At 47.7% G+C, this 18341-nt stretch carries 17 protein-coding genes; 10 read left to right on the top strand and 7 right to left on the bottom strand.

Translation table 11 applies throughout. From position 1 onward, the window contains the following. Positions 1-4: 4 nt before the first annotated feature. Positions 5-898: an SAM hydrolase/SAM-dependent halogenase family protein gene (locus OZ401_RS13020; RefSeq protein ID WP_341470911.1), complete on the top strand. Its 894-nt coding sequence runs from the start codon at positions 5-7 to the stop codon at positions 896-898. On the opposite strand, the gene moaC is transcribed toward OZ401_RS13020, so the two are convergent. From moaC to OZ401_RS13005, 3 genes are all read right to left on the bottom strand, one after another. Beyond that, positions 856-1332, bottom strand: a complete 477-nt coding sequence (gene moaC / locus OZ401_RS13015) for a cyclic pyranopterin monophosphate synthase MoaC (RefSeq protein WP_341470910.1) — start codon at positions 1330-1332, stop codon at positions 856-858. The two genes, OZ401_RS13020 and moaC, sit on opposite strands and share 43 nt — an antisense overlap. Before the next feature lie 142 nt (positions 1333-1474). Then, entirely contained in the window at positions 1475-3166 is a 1692-nt protein-coding gene (locus tag OZ401_RS13010) for an MDR family MFS transporter (protein ID WP_341470909.1), read from the bottom strand. Between the two features lie 21 nt (positions 3167-3187). Beyond that, positions 3188-3691 carry a MarR family winged helix-turn-helix transcriptional regulator gene (locus OZ401_RS13005; protein ID WP_341470908.1) on the bottom strand — a complete coding sequence of 168 codons (504 nt, stop codon included), beginning with the start codon at positions 3689-3691 and terminating at the stop codon, positions 3188-3190. A 208-nt stretch (positions 3692-3899) separates the two neighbouring features. On the opposite strand from OZ401_RS13005, the gene rsmA reads away from it, so the two are divergent. From rsmA to OZ401_RS12960, 9 genes are all read left to right on the top strand, one after another. Then, complete coding sequence (gene rsmA, locus OZ401_RS13000) at positions 3900-4754, top strand: 16S rRNA (adenine(1518)-N(6)/adenine(1519)-N(6))-dimethyltransferase RsmA (protein WP_341470907.1); 855 nt, start codon at positions 3900-3902, stop codon at positions 4752-4754. A gap of 56 nt (positions 4755-4810) precedes the next feature. After that, complete coding sequence (locus tag OZ401_RS12995) at positions 4811-5548, top strand: hypothetical protein (RefSeq protein ID WP_341470906.1); 738 nt, start codon at positions 4811-4813, stop codon at positions 5546-5548. A 123-nt stretch (positions 5549-5671) separates the two neighbouring features. Next, positions 5672-6403, top strand: a complete 732-nt coding sequence (locus OZ401_RS12990; RefSeq protein WP_341470905.1) for an alanine--tRNA ligase-related protein — start codon at positions 5672-5674, stop codon at positions 6401-6403. Between the two features lie 24 nt (positions 6404-6427). Continuing rightward, positions 6428-7597: a thiolase family protein gene (locus OZ401_RS12985; protein WP_341470904.1), complete on the top strand. Its 1170-nt coding sequence runs from the start codon at positions 6428-6430 to the stop codon at positions 7595-7597. A 171-nt stretch (positions 7598-7768) separates the two neighbouring features. Then, entirely contained in the window at positions 7769-9505 is a 1737-nt protein-coding gene (argS, locus tag OZ401_RS12980; RefSeq protein WP_341470903.1) for an arginine--tRNA ligase, read from the top strand. A 131-nt stretch (positions 9506-9636) separates the two neighbouring features. After that, positions 9637-11580 (top strand): AMP-binding protein, encoded by a 1944-nt coding sequence (locus OZ401_RS12975; protein ID WP_341470902.1) that lies wholly within the window; start codon positions 9637-9639, stop codon positions 11578-11580. Between the two features lie 360 nt (positions 11581-11940). Then, a complete protein-coding gene (gene nth, locus OZ401_RS12970) occupies positions 11941-12615 on the top strand; it encodes an endonuclease III (protein WP_341470901.1) in 675 nt (224 codons plus the stop codon). Positions 12616-12635: 20 nt separating this feature from the next. Beyond that, complete coding sequence (locus OZ401_RS12965) at positions 12636-13172, top strand: type 1 glutamine amidotransferase domain-containing protein (RefSeq protein ID WP_341470900.1); 537 nt, start codon at positions 12636-12638, stop codon at positions 13170-13172. A 55-nt stretch (positions 13173-13227) separates the two neighbouring features. Further along, on the top strand, positions 13228-13869 hold the full coding sequence (locus OZ401_RS12960) for a tetratricopeptide repeat protein (protein WP_341470899.1): 642 nt from the start codon (positions 13228-13230) through the stop codon (positions 13867-13869). Between the two features lie 162 nt (positions 13870-14031). On the opposite strand, the gene OZ401_RS12955 is transcribed toward OZ401_RS12960, so the two are convergent. From OZ401_RS12955 to OZ401_RS12940, 4 genes are read right to left on the bottom strand one after another with little or no spacing between them, the layout of a single operon-like run. Next, the gene (locus OZ401_RS12955; protein ID WP_341470898.1) at positions 14032-14541 is read right to left on the bottom strand and encodes a HyaD/HybD family hydrogenase maturation endopeptidase; all 510 of its coding nucleotides are present in this window, start codon (positions 14539-14541) and stop codon (positions 14032-14034) included. Then, positions 14531-15406, bottom strand: coding sequence for a Ni/Fe-hydrogenase, b-type cytochrome subunit (gene cybH / locus OZ401_RS12950; RefSeq protein ID WP_341470897.1), 876 nt, complete (start codon positions 15404-15406; stop codon positions 14531-14533). Before cybH ends, OZ401_RS12955 begins: the two co-directional genes overlap by 11 nt. 19 nt (positions 15407-15425) lie before the next feature. Beyond that, a complete protein-coding gene (locus OZ401_RS12945; RefSeq protein WP_341470896.1) occupies positions 15426-17132 on the bottom strand; it encodes a nickel-dependent hydrogenase large subunit in 1707 nt (568 codons plus the stop codon). Positions 17133-17143: 11 nt separating this feature from the next. After that, positions 17144-18286 (bottom strand): hydrogenase small subunit, encoded by a 1143-nt coding sequence (locus tag OZ401_RS12940; protein WP_341470895.1) that lies wholly within the window; start codon positions 18284-18286, stop codon positions 17144-17146. Between the last annotated feature and the right edge of the window lie 55 nt (positions 18287-18341).

Here is an 18341-nt window from a genome sequence, read left to right as displayed (position 1 = left end):
CGTTATGGCAGTGATAACGCTTACCACCGATTTTGGTTCTCTTGATGGATATGTGGGCATGATGAAAGGGGTAATTCATGCTATCAATCCACAAGCTACGGTAATAGACCTGACGCACGAGGTAGAGCCACAAAACATCCTGAACGGCGCCTATCACGTCTTTAATGCCCATCGCCACTTTGCGCCCGGTACAATCCATGTAGCGGTGGTTGATCCGGGTGTAGGCACTAATCGCCGCGCCATCGGGATGAAAATAGCGGAAAGAGGTTATTTTATCGGACCGGATAACGGGCTTTTTTCATATTTCTTGAATACTTATGCTGATTTGCAAGTTAGAGAGTTAAACAACCCGGCTTTCCACCTTTCCGAAATCAGCAATACCTTTCACGGAAGAGATATTTTTGCTCCGGTAGCGGCTTTTCTTTCCAGAGATGCGCCATTCGAGCAGGTAGGCGCAGTATTCGACCCATCCGCACTGGTACGCCTAGAAAACATCCTGCCGGAATGGCATAATTTGCCAGATACTAAAAAAATCCTCAAGGGGAGAGTGCTGCATATTGACCACTTTGGCAATGTTATCAGCAATATTAGACGCGAGCATCTCACCCATTTCGGACAAGAAGCGTTAAATAATGCGCGTGTTTCAGTACCCGGTCAGCTTTTAGCCAACGGCATCCGCGAAACCTATGGTACGGCTGAAAATGGGGAGATTATCGCCCTATTCGGGAGTGGTGGGTATCTGGAAATAGCGCAAGTCAATGAACAGGCAGCATATGTCACAACCCTCATCGAAAACTCGGTTTATCTTAAACAGCGCGTAGTACAGATAGGTTTTCCTTTTGAGGTTGAATTACCTTATTGGGCTTCGAATGTGCCGGATTTGCCGCCGCTCTTATGAGCAAGTCTAATATTCTCAATACGCATACTCCGGTCAACTGCTTTTACCATATCGTAAATGGTCAGAGCAGCCGCGCTAACCGCCGTAAGCGCTTCCATTTCAACTCCGGTTTGGCTGGTGGTTTTTACTTCTGCCTCAATCAGCACCGAGTTTTGGGAATCATCCAGTTCAAAGCGCAGATTAATCCCGCTCAAGAGTAGCGGGTGGCACATTGGAATTATTTCATGAGTTTTTTTAGCCGCCATAATTCCGGCTATCTGTGCCACTGCCAACACATCCCCCTTCTTCACACGCCCATCCCTGATAAGTTGCAAGGTTTCAGGTTGCATCACCACCGCACCACGTGCCACCGCGCGGCGGTCTGTAATCGCTTTTTCGGACAGATCCACCATCCGGGCGCGTCCTTCTTCGTTAAAATGGGTCAATTCGCTCATATTGTTATCAGCCTATTATGTAAATAATGTACTCAAACCCAGCAAAAGATAACACGCCCACCTGAAGGCGGCAAGTTTATTGCGCTGACAGGGTGAGCGTGGAAATTTCGCGTGAGGTATTTTTAAGCCTCTATTTCAGAGTTTATTCCATCATTACAACGGGCGTTTCCTCTTGTGCAGCAGCAACACCTTTACGAGCAGCCTCAATTTGTTCTTGCTTAATACTTTTCTTTGGTAAAAGTAATGCTAGAAATATAGTGAGCGCCGTACCGATAGTTACAAAGGTAAAAACATTACCCATTGAACCTGCCGCCGCATTAAGCACGATAGCTTGGCTATCCGGGCGTTGTCCACTTGCCGCTGCCGCTTTTACACCACTAGTCACGCGCTCGGTAAGTCCGGTCACAAAGAGAGTTGTCAATACCGCAACACCGATTGAACTGAAAATCTGGGCAGTAGCATTATATAGAGAACTTACTTTAGGCAAGCTTGGTCCTGCAAAACGGGAAAGAGCTACTGTCTGTAGCGGCAAGTTAGACCAGCCAAACCCAATACCTCGAATAAGTAATATCAGCACGAAAGACCAACCATCGCTTTCAGGGCTGACATTCATGAGCATTATCGAGCTAATCGTAAGGGCAATGATACCCATTATTACCTGAATACGCGGTCCAACAATATCATAGATACGGCTGCCACTGATTATCCCGATTGCAGCGCCGATACCTTGAGGCATAAGCGACAAACCGGTGAGTACCGCGCTCATATTCTTGAATCTTTCGAGGAAAAGAGGCAGGATGAAAAAGCTTCCAAAAATCACCGCGCGCACCACCCAAGTCATTAAAGTGGCGACGGTAAAATCACGACTCTTGAAAACACGAAGGTCAAGCACAGGGTCTTTACGCCGCAACTCATACGCGCTAAAGATACCCAAGATAGCCAGACCTGTAACTAACATTACCCAGACCAACCAGTAACCCCAACCGTTGATTTCACCAGTGGGAGTTTGAGGCGTGATACTTCCTTCTCGCGTATCGCTGACAAGCGAAAAGGAATATACCACCAAAATTGTGCCTGAAATTGAAAGAAGCAAACCCAGAAAGTCAAACTTTTCAAGCCTTGTCGCTGTAACAGAGGCAGGACGGGCAACAGCTTCAGGTGCAGTAGAATCGGCGGGTTTTGTACCTCCCGACCAATTTTCCGAAGCCCACATGGGTTTACGTCCAAAATCTGGTTTCAGCAACCGGGCGATTAAGAACATTGCGAGCAAGCCAACCGGAATATTTATAAAGAATATCGAAGGCCAGTCAAAGGGACTGTCAACTAGCAGACCTCCGATAGTAGGTCCTAAAGTAGGGGCAAGCAACACCGGAATTGCCACCACTGCCGAGCTTTTTGCCCGGTCGGCAGGTGGAAAAACATTGAACGAAATAGAGATAGCCAGCGGAAAAAGCATACCACCGCCAAGACCCTGAAAAACCCGGAAAATGATTAACATCGGCACGCCACCGCCGCCGAATAAATGATCCAGTTCATGCGAAAAGCCGCAAAGAAAACTACCTAGAGTGAACATAGCTAATGCGAAAAGGAAAATTCGTCTTAAGCCATAGCGGTGGCTGAAATATCCAGCTACGGGTATGACTGCCGCCTGAGCTAGGAAGTATCCGGTTATAACCCATTGGATTGTATTAATAGTAACGGTAGAGTCTTGATCGCTGAAGCTTTTCAGCATAGCCGTTAGCGAAACGTTCACTATAGTGTTATCCAGCACCGCCATAAAAAGACCTAAAGCAGCGCTTAAGGCTACGGCGTAGCGATAGGGTATCTTTTTCAAGATATTCTTTCCTTTCTAGATCTATTTGTGTTCAGCCTCATTAAAGTTGTTCTCAAAAATACTCCGAGCGGTTTCTTCCAGTATATAAAGATAGTTTTTCATTTGGGCTAAGTCGGACTGACTGAGCTTACTAGTTAATTGCTGGTTAAGAGCTTTGACCTGTTGCAATATAATATTTGCCTGTATAATCCCCGTCTCGGTTAAAAAAACCCTTACAAGCCGATTATCGGTATGGTCACGCTCACGCCGAATCCAACCTAGATCGGTTTCCATTTCTTTTACGGTACGGGTAATCATGCTGGCATCTACGCCGATACAACCGGTGAGATAATTCTGGGTTATACCATCTTCATGGGCAAGGATTAGCATTATTCGCCCTGTAATATGATTGACTCCCAGAGTCTTTTCCAATACTTGCCTTATCGCCAGCAATGTTTGCCCTAACAGACGTGGCAAAAACGAATCTTCACTTTGATCTGAAAAAAACTGTGGTGGAGTAGGTATAGTGTTGTTTAATTTATCCATATAGTACCTGAAAATAATAGAATTATTAATCTCTTTTTAATAAGAAATATAAAATAGCGCATGTTCTTTGAGTTGTCAATCATTTATCCTGCAATCTTTGATAATTCAAGGATATTTGCCCAAGTAAAAGTTTTCTACAGACACCGGATAGATATGATAAAATTAATAGTGTGGCTCAGGATTATAAAGGGAGTAGGTAACTGATTCGTTGAACGATTCTATAGGGACAAGGGCGCTGCTACGACAGCTTGAGATAAAGCCGAGCAAGGGTCTAGGTCAGAACTTTCTGGTAGATACCTCAGTTCCACCTAAAATTCTGGCAGCCGCCGAGTTAAAGAAGGAAGACGCGGTTATAGAAATCGGACCCGGCGTTGGGATACTGACTCGATTACTGCTTCAAACTGCTACAAAGTTTACAGCGGTTGAGCTTGATCAACGCCTCTACCCTTTTTTGCGTGAGCTGTTGTCGCCTTATCCGGGCGCAAAACTGGTGGAAGGGGATGTGCTGGATTTCCAGCCTGAAGCGCTTGAACCTACTGCCTATAAACTTATCGCAAACATTCCCTATTACATTACTTCTGCTATTCTGCGCCACTTTCTGGAAAGTGCGCACCGACCACAACAAATTGTGCTGATGGTGCAAAAAGAGGTAGCGCAGCGTATAGTAGCTAAACCACCTGAAATGAGCCTGCTAGCGGTAAGCGTGCAGTTCTACGGCAAGCCAAAGCTGTTTGCTGTTGTACCGGCAGGGGCTTTTTACCCGCCTCCCAAAGTAGATTCGGCAATTCTAACGATTAAGGTTTACCCTGATGCGGAAAGACCTTGCCGGGTTACAGATGAAGCAAGGCTCTTTGAAATTGTACGGGCAGGATTTGGGCAAAAGCGCAAGCAATTGGCAAACTCTCTGGCAACAGGACTTCATCTGGATAAAGAGATAATACGCGAGGTTTTAGCGGTTGGGCATATTGCTGCCGAGCGTCGCGCTGAAACCCTTAGCCTTGTAGAGTGGGAACAGTTGTACAATGCCTTAGATGGGCTTGCCATTTCCACTAAAGCTGGATAAAATCTAACAATTAAACTATTAATTACTATTCTGAGACAGGACTGACTAAACCCGGAATGCAAACTAAAACATCTACTCTTGATGATTTATCCCGTGCTGTGGGAGACTCTGAGGATAAAGACATCCTTCCCGGCTTAATCAAGCGACACCCTCGCTTTTTGTACACAGTGAGCATCGGCTTTGCGGCACTTTTCGCCGAACTCATGCTATTTATGTCGCTGTATTATGCTCCCACAAAAGACTCGTCTTTTAATATTGGGCTTACAATCGGCACTTTTCTTTTCTCATTTCTGGCAATTTTTGCTTCCTTTACCATGCCACATATTTACTTCCTGCCCAGATTCAAACGGTATTCGCCCATAATTTTTCTAATGATGGAGTGGATAACCGGCGCAATTATCGTTACAGCTGCCAGTATTATCCAGCTAGTGGTTGGTATTTTTCTGGTAAACGGCGAGTTGTTCGCCATAAGTGAACACCTGCGCTCGCTAGCGTTATATACGCTGGTAATTTGCATGATGGTACATGGGTCGGTGCTGTTTGCCCGCTATGTGCACTACCTGTATGAGCGCGAGCTTCACCAATCGTACAAAATTGTAACAGTTGCCGGAGTCACGGCGGTAGTGCTAATAATACTGGCATTGTTCCTACTCCCCTACGACCTAGGACGTATCGGTACGGGGTTGCCCAACAACGGTTTACTATCGTTGCATATCACGATGCGCGACATCTGGCTAATAGTCTGCACCATATTTGCCTTTGTCTGGCAACTTTCGGTGCTGGCTGACCACTAGAAAAGTCTTTTGCTCTAGCTCCTGTCAGGCACAGGAGCTTTTATTATGTTCGATTTACATAGGCATAGCAAAAGGGTTATGGTAAAATTTAGCAGTCTGTAAATTTGAGTTGAGAATGGAGCTATGCAAACAGAACCCGTCTATCTAACCGAACCCTATTTGCGCCAGATGTCCGCCAGAGTGTTAGAAATTCTGCCTGAAGCGGCTAAAAGATTTCGAGTATTGCTGGATACTACGGTTTTTTACCCAATGGGAGGTGGGCAACCCACCGATCAGGGCATATTGAGTTGGGGTGGCGCAACACAGGCTAAAGTTTATCAGGTAATGATGAAAGAGGGCGAAATCTGGCATTATCTTGAATCTGAAAGTGTCCCTTTTGAAGTGGGACAAGTGGTGCTAGGGGAGCTTGATTGGGAACGCCGCTACCAGAATATGCGGGTGCATACGGGCGGGCATCTGGTAGATTTCGCGCTTTTCAGGCTTGGTTTCGTGCCGGAAATATTAAAGCCGCTGAAGGGCGATCATGGGAAAAAGCCCTTTGTTTTGTATGAAGGCTCAGTCGTTTCCCATGCAGAATTGAGTCCTGACTCGTTGACTCAAGCAATAGCAGAACTAATTAAAGAAGAACGCAAGTTGAGTTGGGAATTTGCCCCACTCGAAAAATTGCAAAGTGACGCAATTTATTTGCAACCGGGTTTGCCTACTCACAAACCCTTACGAAAGCTTACGCTTGATGGTGTTGGTTCGGTAGCAGATGGCGGGACGTTGGTACGAAATACCGCTGAGGTTGGCAGCGTGACCATCAACGCTATCGAGGAAAAAGATGGGCAGGTCAAAGTAAGTTACCAATTGTAGATATCACGCAAGGAGGCGTATCCGATGGACAAAGAAAGACAGCCTGTAATTGTAGCAGCCGTTCGAACCCCCCTAGGTAGACGTAACGGCAAACTAAAAAATACCCATACCACTAACCTTGCTGCCGCAGCTTTGCGCGAAGTGGTGCAACGCGCCGGAATTCAGGCAAGCATGGTAGATCAGGTCTTTATGGGCTGTGTCTCGCAAGTTGGTGAACAAGCTTTCAATATAGCGCGTAATGCCACATTAATGGCAGGTTTCCCGATTGGCGTTCCGGCAACCACTCTTGATTTTCAATGCGGCAGTAGTCAGCAGGCAATTCATCTAGCTGCTAGCATGGTAATGAGCGGTTATAACGATATTGTAGTGGCTGCCGGGGTTGAATCTATGAGCCGGGTGCCAATGGGTAGCAGTGTTGGTACGGGCAAGCCCTTGCCGGATGGCGTTGGGTATCCCTTCTCGCCTGAACTTATGAAGCTTTATGAAATGATACCACAAGGTCTTTCTGCCGAATTATTGTGCCAGAAATGGAATTTGAGCCGGGAAGAACTAGACCGCTTCAGTGTGGAAAGCCATCGCCGGGCAGCAGTTGCTACCGCTGAAGGTCGTTTCAAAAGCCAAATTTTGCCTTTAACTATTGACGGCGAGGTTATGGATACCGATGAAGGTATTCGTCCTGATACCACCTTTGAAACGTTAGCAAATTTGAAAACCGCTTTCCGAACCGATGGCAAGATTACCGCCGGAAACAGTAGTCAGATCAGCGATGGGGCGGCAGCAGTGTTAGTGATGAGCCGACAAAAAGCGTTGGAGTTAGGTTTACACCCACGGGCTGCAATCATAGCACAGGACGTGGTAGGCAGCGACCCAACTATGATGCTGACCGGTCCGATTGAAGGAACACGCCGCGCCCTGAATAAAGCCGGTTTATTACTGAGTGACATAGACCGGGTGGAAATCAACGAGGCTTTTGCACCGGTAGTGCTGGCATGGGCAAAAGAACACAATCCTGATATGTCTAAAGTCAATGTGAACGGTGGGGCGATTGCGCTTGGTCACCCGCTTGGCGCAAGTGGCGCGCGCCTGATGACCACGCTGTTACACGAACTGGAGTTCAGCGGCGGGCGTTTTGGCTTGCAAACCATGTGTTGCGGGGGCGGGATGGCGACTACCACCATTATCGAACGTCTCTAAAGCCATTGCTACGTTTATGCCTCTTTCAGGTTAAGAAAGAGGCTTTTATATTTTAAAGTATAAATAAGACAGGTTCAAATTAGCCATCAAAGTGTTATAATATTCGGGTTAATTATTAGCTCTTGATCTTGTCCCGGTATGCCGGGATATGTCCTTCAGAAAGGTTTCTCGATGGAATATGCCCTTGAACGCTTGCGGGTACAGTGCGCCGAATTACTGGCGGCAACCGGTCTGGTAAAGGCTGATGCAGTTACGCTAACCGACCCCAAGCCGAATATACCTGCCGACCTAGCTTTCCCATGCTTTCAAGCTGCCCGTGCGGCAGGAATAAATAATCCGGCTGAGTTCGCGGCAAAACTCGCAGGGGCAGTCCAAATTCCCGCCGATGCATTGATAGGTAAGGTTGAAGCAGCCGGTCCCTTCGTAAATATCAGCGTAAACCCAAGCAACTTTACAACAGATGTGCTATCTGAAGTGCTAAAGCTTGGCGAAGATTACGGGAAGGGAGATAGCGGCGCAGGACAAACACTTACTATCGACTTTTCTTCGCCCAATATTGCCCGCAAAATGCACGTAGGGCATTTGCGCTCAACCGTTATAGGCAACTCCATTCGCAAGATCCTGAAATTTCTAGGGTATAACGTTATTGCCGATAACCATCTGGGCGATTGGGGTACACAATTCGGCAGTTTGCTGGCAGCACATGATTTGTGGGGCTGGTCGGAAAAGATAAACGAGAACCCCATAGAGGAACTGGTTGAAATTTATGCCCGATTCCACAAAGCCTCCGAAGAAGACCCCAAACTACGCGACCTTGCCCGCGATTGGTTTCGCCGTCTGGAAGAAGGGGATGTAAAGGCGCGTGAATTGTGGAAGTGGATGGTTGATATAACCTTGCTAGAGTTTGCCAAAACTTACGCTCGCTTGGGAGTCACCTTTGATTTACAGCATGGCGAAAGTTTTTACGAACCAATGCTGGATGAAGTGGTGAAGGAAGCGCAGGATAAAGGCGTTGCCAAAGTAGAGCCATCCGGGGCAATCTCGGTAGGTTTCGATGAAAAGCTGCCAAGCTATCTTTTGCGTAAACAGGATGGCGCAACTCTTTACCAGACCCGCGACATTGCCACCTGTATCTATCGCTGGCGCGAATACCAGCCCGACCGTAATATCTATGTGGTAGGACAGGAGCAAAAGCTACATTTCCAACAGGTTTTTGAAACCGTCAGGCTGATGGGCTACACCGAAATTGCCGAACGCTCAGTACATATTCCATTCGGGAAAATCACCGATGCACAAGGACAACGCTTTTCTATGCGGCGTGGTACTGCTATCTTCCTTGACGAGGTGCTGGATGAAGCATTGGAACGCGCTCGCGCCGTAATTGCCGAGAAGATAGCCGAAGGAAAAACCGACCTGACCGCAGATGAGCAGGAATACGCCAGCCAAATTATTAGCGTGGGCGCGGTAATCTTTAACGACCTGTATCAAGACCCCGGTCGCGATATTCGCTTCGATTGGGATAAAATGCTGGCATTCGATGGCAATAGCGCACCCTATATCCAATACACTCATGCGCGTTGTTGCTCTATCTTGCGTAAAGCTGGTGAAACACCGCAGAATGCCGATTATAAAATACTTGCCAGTTCCGAAGAACAGGCAGTGGTCAAGCAGTTAGCCCGGTTCCCCCAAGTGGTAAAGCGCGCTGGCTTGGAATTTCTACCCGCCCTTATCGCAGAGTGGACATACGGGTTAGCGCGTGAATTTGCCCGATTCTATCATGAAATTCCGGTTCTAGAAGCGGCTAGTCCCGAATTGCGGGCAGCAAGATTGGGGCTGGTGGCAGCAGTAGCAACCAATCTCCGTAACGGTCTGGCTTTGCTCGGCATCAAAGCCCCAGAACGCATGTAGTTTTTATTCGAATATTGCGATGGGGCAAACAAAATAATTTGAGCAGGTACAAGCAATTGTTTGTACCTGCCTTCTATTTTCTGATAATAACTTATGTAAAGTAAATAGGGGTTGCTGGCAGGAGGGAAAGAATGTTTACCGAAGGGGCAGTGGTTTGGACACCTACCGAAGAATACACCAAAGGTTCGCATCTGGAAAAGCTGATGCTAGCGTTAGGGTTGGATTCCTACGATGCTTTATATGAGTTTTCGGTAGAACAGCCGGAACAGTTTTGGCAAAAAACGCTGGAGTTACTCGGCATCGAATGGTTTGAACCCTATCGCCAATTCGTAAATTTAAGCAAGGGCAAGCCTTTTCCCGATTGGTTTCTGGGAGGCAAATTCAATTTTACGCACAATGCTTTACGTTGGGCGCACAAACCCGAAAGTCGGGAAAGAGTAGCGCTAGCATGGGAAGGCGAGAACGAGGAAAATCGCAGCCTTACTTACGCGGAGTTAGAACGCGAAGTGATGAATTTTGCAGCGGTATTACACTCGTTGGGCGTACAAAAAGGTGATAGGGTCGGTATCCTGATGCCGATGATGCCCGAAACGGTGGTAGCATTTCTGGCGGGTCCGGCTATTGGCGCAATTATGGTTCCTATGTTCTCAGGCTTTGGCACTGAAGCGATTGTTTCGCGCCTGAGCGATTCGGAGGCAAAGATTCTGGTGACGGTGGACGGCTTCTATCGAAGGGGGCGACAGGTTCAGACGCACGCGCTATTGGAAGAAGTTACCCGTGAATATACCGGGCTGGAAAAAATCGTTATTGTGAGACGGTTGGGTCTGGACGTTCCGATAAAGGAGGGGCGTGACCTTTTCTGGGATGATTTGATGGCGCAAGTGGTAAAGCCCGCCCAAATCGAGCCAATGGATTCAAACGACCCCTATCTAATAATTTACACTTCCGGCACTACCGGAAAACCAAAGGGGATGATTCATACCCATACCGGCTTTCCGTTGAAATCTACGCAGGACGTGGCACAGCTTTTCGATTTACGCGAGGGTGAGTGCCTTTTCTGGATTACCGATATGGGCTGGATGGTGGGACCACTGGTCATTGGCGCGGGCTTGATGCTAGGTGCAACGGTGGTACTCTACGAAGGAGCGCCCGATTTCCCAAACTGGGGCAGGCTTGGAAATATCATCGAGAAACATAAGGTTACTCATTTTGGCGGTACGCCCACGCTCATACGCGGGATGATTACGCATGCTGAGGAAGTGCAATTTGACCGCAACAGTCTCCGCACCCTGATGTCCTCCGGCGAACTATGGGATCCCGAATCATTCGAGTGGTTTTTCAACGTGTTCGGGGAAGGCAAACGCCCTATCATCAATTATTCTGGTGGAACCGAAATTTCCGGCGGCATTGTGGGAAATGTAATCTATCGCCCTATAAAGGTAGCTGGTTTTAATTCTGCGCTTCCCGGCTTAAAAGTGGCGGTGCTGGATGATTTGGGCAACCCAGTTAGAAATCAGGTTGGTGAATTGGCAATCCTAGAAGCGTTCGTAGGGCAAACCCGCAGTTTCTGGGGCGAACCGCAACGCTATCTTGAAACCTACTGGGAGCGTTTTCCCGACAAATGGGTGCATGGCGATTTGTGCTTCCATGACAGCGATGGTCATTTCTTCATTCTAGGGCGTTCCGATGATACCCTGAAAATTGCGGGTAAGCGTCTCGGTCCGGCTGAAGTAGAAGCGATTGTGGCAGAACACCCGGCAGTGGCAGAAACGGCAGCGGTGGGAGTGCCACACCCACAGAAGGGCGAAGAATTGGTGGTCTTTGTCATCCCACGACCCGGTATAGATGAGGAAACGCTCAGAAACTTGCCAAAAACTATCTCGAACCTGATTGAGGAGAGATTGGGAAAAGCCTTCCGCCCCGGCAAAGTCCATACCGTCAAAGAACTGCCCAAAACTCGCAACGCCAAAGTGATGCGCCGAGTAATAAGGCGGGTGTACAGCGGGCAAAATCCCGGTGACCTTTCTGCATTGGAGAATCCGACAGCGGTGGAAGCAATCAAGAGACTGGTGTAATTTTTGGAATTTAGTTTCACTGCAATGGAAATTAGCTTCATTAGGAACTCAACCCGTTTTGGACATAACGGAATAGAAGGGGATTAGATTTTCATAGGAGATGAGCATAAGGGTTGAAATAAAGGAAAATTGCTATAATTGAATCGGGCAAATGCAGCGAGTTTCTTCTGTGGTAAAAGTGTTTTGGTGAACAAATTTTACTACAGACAGCAATGCACTTGCCCTCCTCAAGCTATTTTGATCCTTTTTCCTCGCTAAAATGTATAAACTCGAGCTTAGACCTAGCTTAGCGTGTTATAATTCAGCGGAAGAGGTAGTATTGCCAACAGTCGGAATCATAATGCAGGAGAGCTTACAGGGGTGGAAGAGGTAGAACAGGAATATTTTTCACAGATAAAGAGCCAATTTGATATAATCTACCCTCGTTTGGTGACGCTGTACCCCAACGCACATTGCGAATTGAACTACCAAAACGCTTTCCAATTGCTTGCAGCTACTATTCTCTCGGCGCAATGTACCGATGAACGTGTAAATATGACCACCCCTGCCCTCTTTGCGAACTACCCAAATCCGCAAGCCCTCTCAGAAGCGCAACCCGAAGAACTTGAAAGTATTATCAGAAGTTGCGGTTTCTATCGCAATAAAGCACGCAGCTTGCTAGGTATGAGCAAAATGTTGGTACAGGATTTCAGTGGTCAGGTTCCCGATACCATGGCAGAACTCATTCGCTTGCCGGGAGTAGCACGGAAGACCGCCAATGTGGTGTTAGGCAATGCGCTAGGCAAAAACGAGGGTATTCCGGTTGATACCCATGTAATACGATTAGTGGCTCGTATCGGCTTATCCAGTCAGATTACCCCAGAGAAAATCGAACAAGATTTAATGCACATTTCGCCCCGTGAGGAATGGGCAATGGTTTCGCATCGGCTCATTTGGCACGGGCGGCGAGTTTGTAACGCCCGCAAACCCTTGTGCGAGCAATGTACTTTAGCCCCTGATTGCCCTACCGGAAGGCAAATCTTGAATCTGAAGTAGTTTATAAAGGAGAGTAGTAAATGGAACTGCACGGCAAGAAAATCGCGATATTGGCAGAACAGCTTTATCAGGAAGTGGAACTGTGGTATCCCCTCTACCGTTTCAAAGAAGCGGGCGCGGAGGTGATAGTAGTTGCGCCTGAAGCTGGCAAAACCTACGCCAGTAAGTTAGGCTATCCGGTTAAAAGCGATAAAGCTGCCGCTGAAGTTACCGCCGCTGACTTTGATGCGCTGATAGTACCGGGTGGTTTCTCGCCCGACTATATGCGACGCAACGCCGCAATGGTGCAACTGGTAAAGGCTATAACGGAACAGGGCAAGGTAGTAGCGGCAATTTGTCACGGTCCATGGATGCTCTGCTCAGCAGACGTACTACAAGGCAAACGTGCTACCAGCTTTTTCAGCATTAAAGCCGATTTGGTACATGCAGGTGCGCAGTGGGTGGATGAAGAAGTGGTGCGAGATGGCAATCTTATAACCAGCCGCCAGCCTGACGACCTACCCGCTTTTTGTCGCGAAGTAATTGCCGCGCTAATACAGGTTCCGGCAGGCGTATAACCATTTTTAGTGGGGTAAAAACATATACCCCTATTTTTATGAGAGAAAAATACACATGGCAACTAGACAAAAACCCCCAAAACCCGGCACTGTAACCCGCGGTCGGGATATTCCTGAAATAGTTGAGTACAACAAACCATCTTTTTGGAAATACTTCTGGATAATACTGCTGGCAGGAATAATACTCTTTACGCTCGGTTATGGCGTATGGCGTTTAATGGGTGGCAGCTTCAAGCCGCAGCCGGTGGGTGATTGCGCCGATGCAGCCAAACGTGGAGTGGTACTCGATCCAGTTACTGCTAACCCCACCGATTTTACAGCCCAATTGAAATATGCCGATTTCGAGTACGGTTGCCGTGAGTTTGCTGGTTCGATTACCAATTATAGCAAAGCGGTTCAGGTGGCAGGACAGCCCAATGCAACCATTTCAAAAGCCGATCGGTTGAAGGCGCAACTGGGATTGGGGTTTTCCTATTTCTATAATCAAAATACGAAAGAAGCACAAACTGAACTGAAGAAATATCTGGATGAGGAACCCGACAATACACTAGCACTTTACGTATATGGCTATGCCCTCAAAGCGGATGACCCTGCTAAAGCTATTGAACAATGGCAAAAGGTGATTAAGCTTGCACCATCGGGCGATAACCTTGCAGTGCAATCTCAAAAAGCCATTGACGAAACTAAAACAAAATAACAGCTTAAGAATTGCAGATTAATTTCACAAAGTTATTCTAGGCAAGACGTGATTGTGGATGCGAGTCTCACAGAAAAAGAACAAGGCTTTGAAGGCTAACTTGTTCTTATCCATGTAGAGTCGCATCCGCTTCCACTCAAAATCTTGTATCCAAATCTAGGTTTATTTCTGGGTTATTACGACTCCCCACCTTTCCAATTCGGCAATGGCAGCGTCAACCAAGTTATCTAGGTGTGCTTCCACCACATCCGAGAGTTCCCAACCCAGTTCAATAATGTCTGGCTGCATGCCAAGCACTACCAATTCGCCCGGCTCTGTACCACGCAAGCGAGTAACCGCCAGCATGTCAGCCAGACCAACCTCATGCATAGAAGTGCGCTTACTAAAAAAGATTGGAACGTCTTCTCCGATCAATCTGGTAAGTGTTCCGGGTGGACCTTCGGTAAGCGCCGCGTCCAACACTAACAGACGTGGCGCATTCTCCAGATAGCATATTAGATCCAGTCCCAACGTACCACCATCCACCAGTTGGAGAGTATCTGGTAGCTGGTAACGCTCTTCTAAGCGTTGAAGCGCCCGGATACCCAACCCTTCGTCGCGCCGTAGTAAATTGCCTAATCCCAACACTACAACTGCAAGTTCAGTTCCGGATAATGGTGACTCAACTGCCATTCTGCCGTTTGCCTTTCGTTTTCAGCCCTGCTTTTTCCGAAGGAACATCGGGCGCAGTTTCGGGGCGGGACTCTTTAATGTGACTGATGGTCAGAGATTTATAACCGGTTACAATACTGCCCAATAACCCGCTACGCTCCTCAATTTCCAGCAACACCGCGCTATAAATATGCTGTATAACGAAACCGAGTATCAAGAACATAGAGATCGTGTGTACTAACCGCACGACTGGAATCCCCAACAGCACATTCAACCAGCCAAACGCGAAGGGCCAGAAGCCACCGCTAAATGGTAAAGAATATAGGGCAAAGCCGGTGATAATCTGAATCACAAAAAACACATGAATCAGGGTGTACATCAAGCCAGCCAATGGGTTATGTCCCACCATTGCAGGCGGTTCTTTCCGCAAGAACATATAATAGCCTATCACCCGCAAGAGGCTAGACCGCCGCTGGTGGGTAATGGGCAGGAACTGATGCCACTTCGCATATTTGGTACCGGCAAACGACCAATAAATGCGGAATAACACATTCGCCGTAAAGATAAAAGCCACGAAGAAATGCACAAAACGCACATTACCCATCAGGTAGTTGTCAGCGGCGATGCCTTTGGTATTCATGAAAGGGTCTTGAATGTAAAAGCCCGTAACTGATAGGATACCGATGGTTATAACGTTAACCCAATGGGTTATACGTACAGGCAAATCCCATACATAAACGCTTTCGCGGTCGGCTATCTCAACTAAATCGGAAGCAACTCCAACATTGGCACGCCTGCCTGCGGAAAAGGCAGAGGTAGCAGCAGCGGGTTTGCCGCTGCCGCGTTCAGGATTTGGCGATATATCGTCTAATTTTGACTTACTCATTAATACGCCCCTCCTAAACTTATACTACCCGAACGTTTGAATATTCGCGACCCTTTGGATCTACCACGTGTACTGCGCAAGCCAAGCACGGATCGAAAGAGTGAATGGTTCGCAGTATTTCTACAGGTTGTTCTGGGTTTACCACCGGAGTCCCGATCAAGGCTTGTTCATAAGCGCCACGCTGCCCCTTAGCATCCCGTGGTCCCGCGTTCCAAGTGCTAGGTACAACGGCTTGATAGTTTTTGATGACTCCATCTTTGATCTGAACCCAATGACCAAGCGCGCCACGGGGAGCTTCGTGGAAACCGTAGCCCTGTGCCTCTTTCGGCCAAGATTCTGGCTTCCAGTAGGTATTGTTATGAATATCTAGGTTGCCTCGCCCGATATTTTCCTCAAGCTGATTCAGCCAAGTCGGTAATTGCTGAGTCATTAGCGATGCTTCGATTGCTCTAGCCGCTACTCTTCCAAGAGTGGAGAACAGGGCAGAGGCATCGACTCCCAGTTGTTTGAGAACACTATCAATTACCGGGCGTGCGCCTGCTTTGTCTTTGGCATAAGCCACCAGCATACGCGCCAACGGACCGACTTCGACCGCATTATCCTGATAGCGCGGCGCTTTTAACCAACTATATTTATCAGTGGTGATCATTTCAAAGGGTGGTTTTGGTCCGGTATAATTCGGTTTGGTTTCACCACTCCAAGGGTGCAGCGGTTTCTCGTCTCCCCCTTGATAGGAGTACCAAGAATGAGCAACATGCTCTGCAATCTGATTGTGGTCTATCGGCTGCACGTTGCTGAGGTCTTTGTTCAAAATCAAGCCGCGGGGAAAGAAATAGGTGTCAGGATTATTCTGGTTGTCACTTGGATAATCCCCGTATGCCATATAATTGCCCAACCCGGTTCCAAGTTTTGCCCATTCTTTATAGAATGGAGCTACTGCCAGCACATCCGGCACATATACCTGCGATACAAAATCCTGCCCCTTCTTCAACAAGTTAGCTAACAGAGAAAGTCCGTCAGCATTGAGAGCGCCGGGAGAATTAGGATTAATCGCGGTAGCCATACCACCCACCAGATACGACTGCAAGTGGGGATTTTTACCACCCAAGATAGCGTGGATACGAATATAATCGCGCTGCCAATCGAGCGCTTCAAGATAATGTGCTACTGCCATGAGGTTGGCTTCCGGTGGCAGTTTGTAAGCAGGATGTCCCCAATAACCATTGGCAAAAAGACCCAGTTGACCTGAATCTACGAAGGCTTTCAGCTTATCCTGTACGCCCTTAAAATAAGCTTTGCTAGATTTTGGATAGTCAGAAATAGACTGTGCTAGGGTAGAGGTTGCGCCGGGATCGGCTTTCAAGGCTAAGGTAACATCAACCCAATCAAGCGCGTGCAAGTGATAAAAGTGAATCACATGATCTTGCACCAGTTGCGCCCCGGAAATCAATTGGCGTAATAAGCGGGCATTTTCAGGGATGGTAATATTCAGGGCGTTTTCAACTGCCCTTACAGAAGTAAGCGCATGCACAGTGGTACAAACACCACAAATGCGCTGAGCGAAAACCCAAGCATCGCGAGGGTCGCGGTCTTTCAGGATTAGTTCAATACCACGAAACATCGTGCCGGAACTCCAGGCATCTGTCACGATACCATCCTGCACCTCCACCTCGATACGCAGGTGTCCTTCTATACGTGTTACAGGATCAATCGCTATACGAGTCATTCACGTTCCTCCTATTCGTTGGATTCTGGCGCTTCCGCACGCTGGGAAGTAATTGGTAGGGAATTATCATCGTTTCGTTTTTTGATCTGATTGCGGATCACCGAACCAACGGCATGAACAGCGGTAAGTCCTGCTACAGCCCCGATAAAGCCAACCCCAAAAGTTTCTGCTGAGGTTTCTACCCCAATATTCGGTAATGATGGAAGTGTGCGATAGAAGGGAGTCATAGTATCCCAGAAGGCAGGCTGCGCACAGCCTACACAGCCATGACCGACCCCAATCGGCCAGTTGGTACCATCGTTATATTGAATTTTAGCGCAGTTGTAGTTAGTGTTAGGTCCTTTGCAACCCATTTTATACAGACACCAACCATTGCGATGTCCTTCATCGCCCCAATCCATTGCAAATTGACCGGCATCATAATGGGCACGGCGGGGGCATAGGTCATGGATTCGTTCGCCATGTGCGAACAGTGGGCGCTTTAGATTGTCGGTTGCCGGTAATTCCTTGAAAGTAAGATAGTGAACAAGGGTAGCAGCTAGGTTTGCGCCGTTTGCGGGACAACCACTCAAATTAATTAGACGCAGACCGGGAATAGCTTTATCCACCCCAACTGCTCCGGTAATACCGCCACGCGCCGCCGGAATTCCACCGAATGTAGCGCATGTGCCCAATGCAATGGTAGCGTAGGCATTACCGCAAACCTCTTTTGCAATATCTAGGGCGGAACGACCACCAATGGTGCAATAAATACCATTGTCTGCTGTTGGTATAGAGCCTTCTACCACAACCAGATACTTGCCTTTTTCCAAGCTCACAGTATCAGCCAATGATTTTTCAGCAGCTTTTCCGGAAGGAGCCATTACTGTCTCATGGTAATTCCAAGACAAAAGATCAAGCACAATTTCGGCAAAACCGGGGTGGCTTGCGCGCAACGCCGACTCAGTATTACCCGCGCAATCCTGAAATTCCAACCATACCAGCGATGGACGCTTGGTTTGTTCCAGAGCTTGCACAATACGTGAAGTATAACCCATTGGTAGGGCTAATGTCCCTGCCATAACTGAACAGAATTTTAAGAACCTGCGACGTGAAACGCCACGCTTTTCTAGCGCAGACCATACTCCGTCTTGTAGAACCTCGTTGTTTTCCATATAACAGCTGACTCCCTGCTAAGAATTTGAAATAGCTACAGCGAAAAACACCATA

The sequence above is a fragment of the Candidatus Chlorohelix allophototropha genome (assembly GCF_030389965.1).
GTDB classification, from domain to species: domain Bacteria; phylum Chloroflexota; class Chloroflexia; order Chloroheliales; family Chloroheliaceae; genus Chlorohelix; species Chlorohelix allophototropha.
Note: the sequence above shows the minus strand (reverse complement) of the source record. Positions and strands in the feature narration are given on the sequence as shown.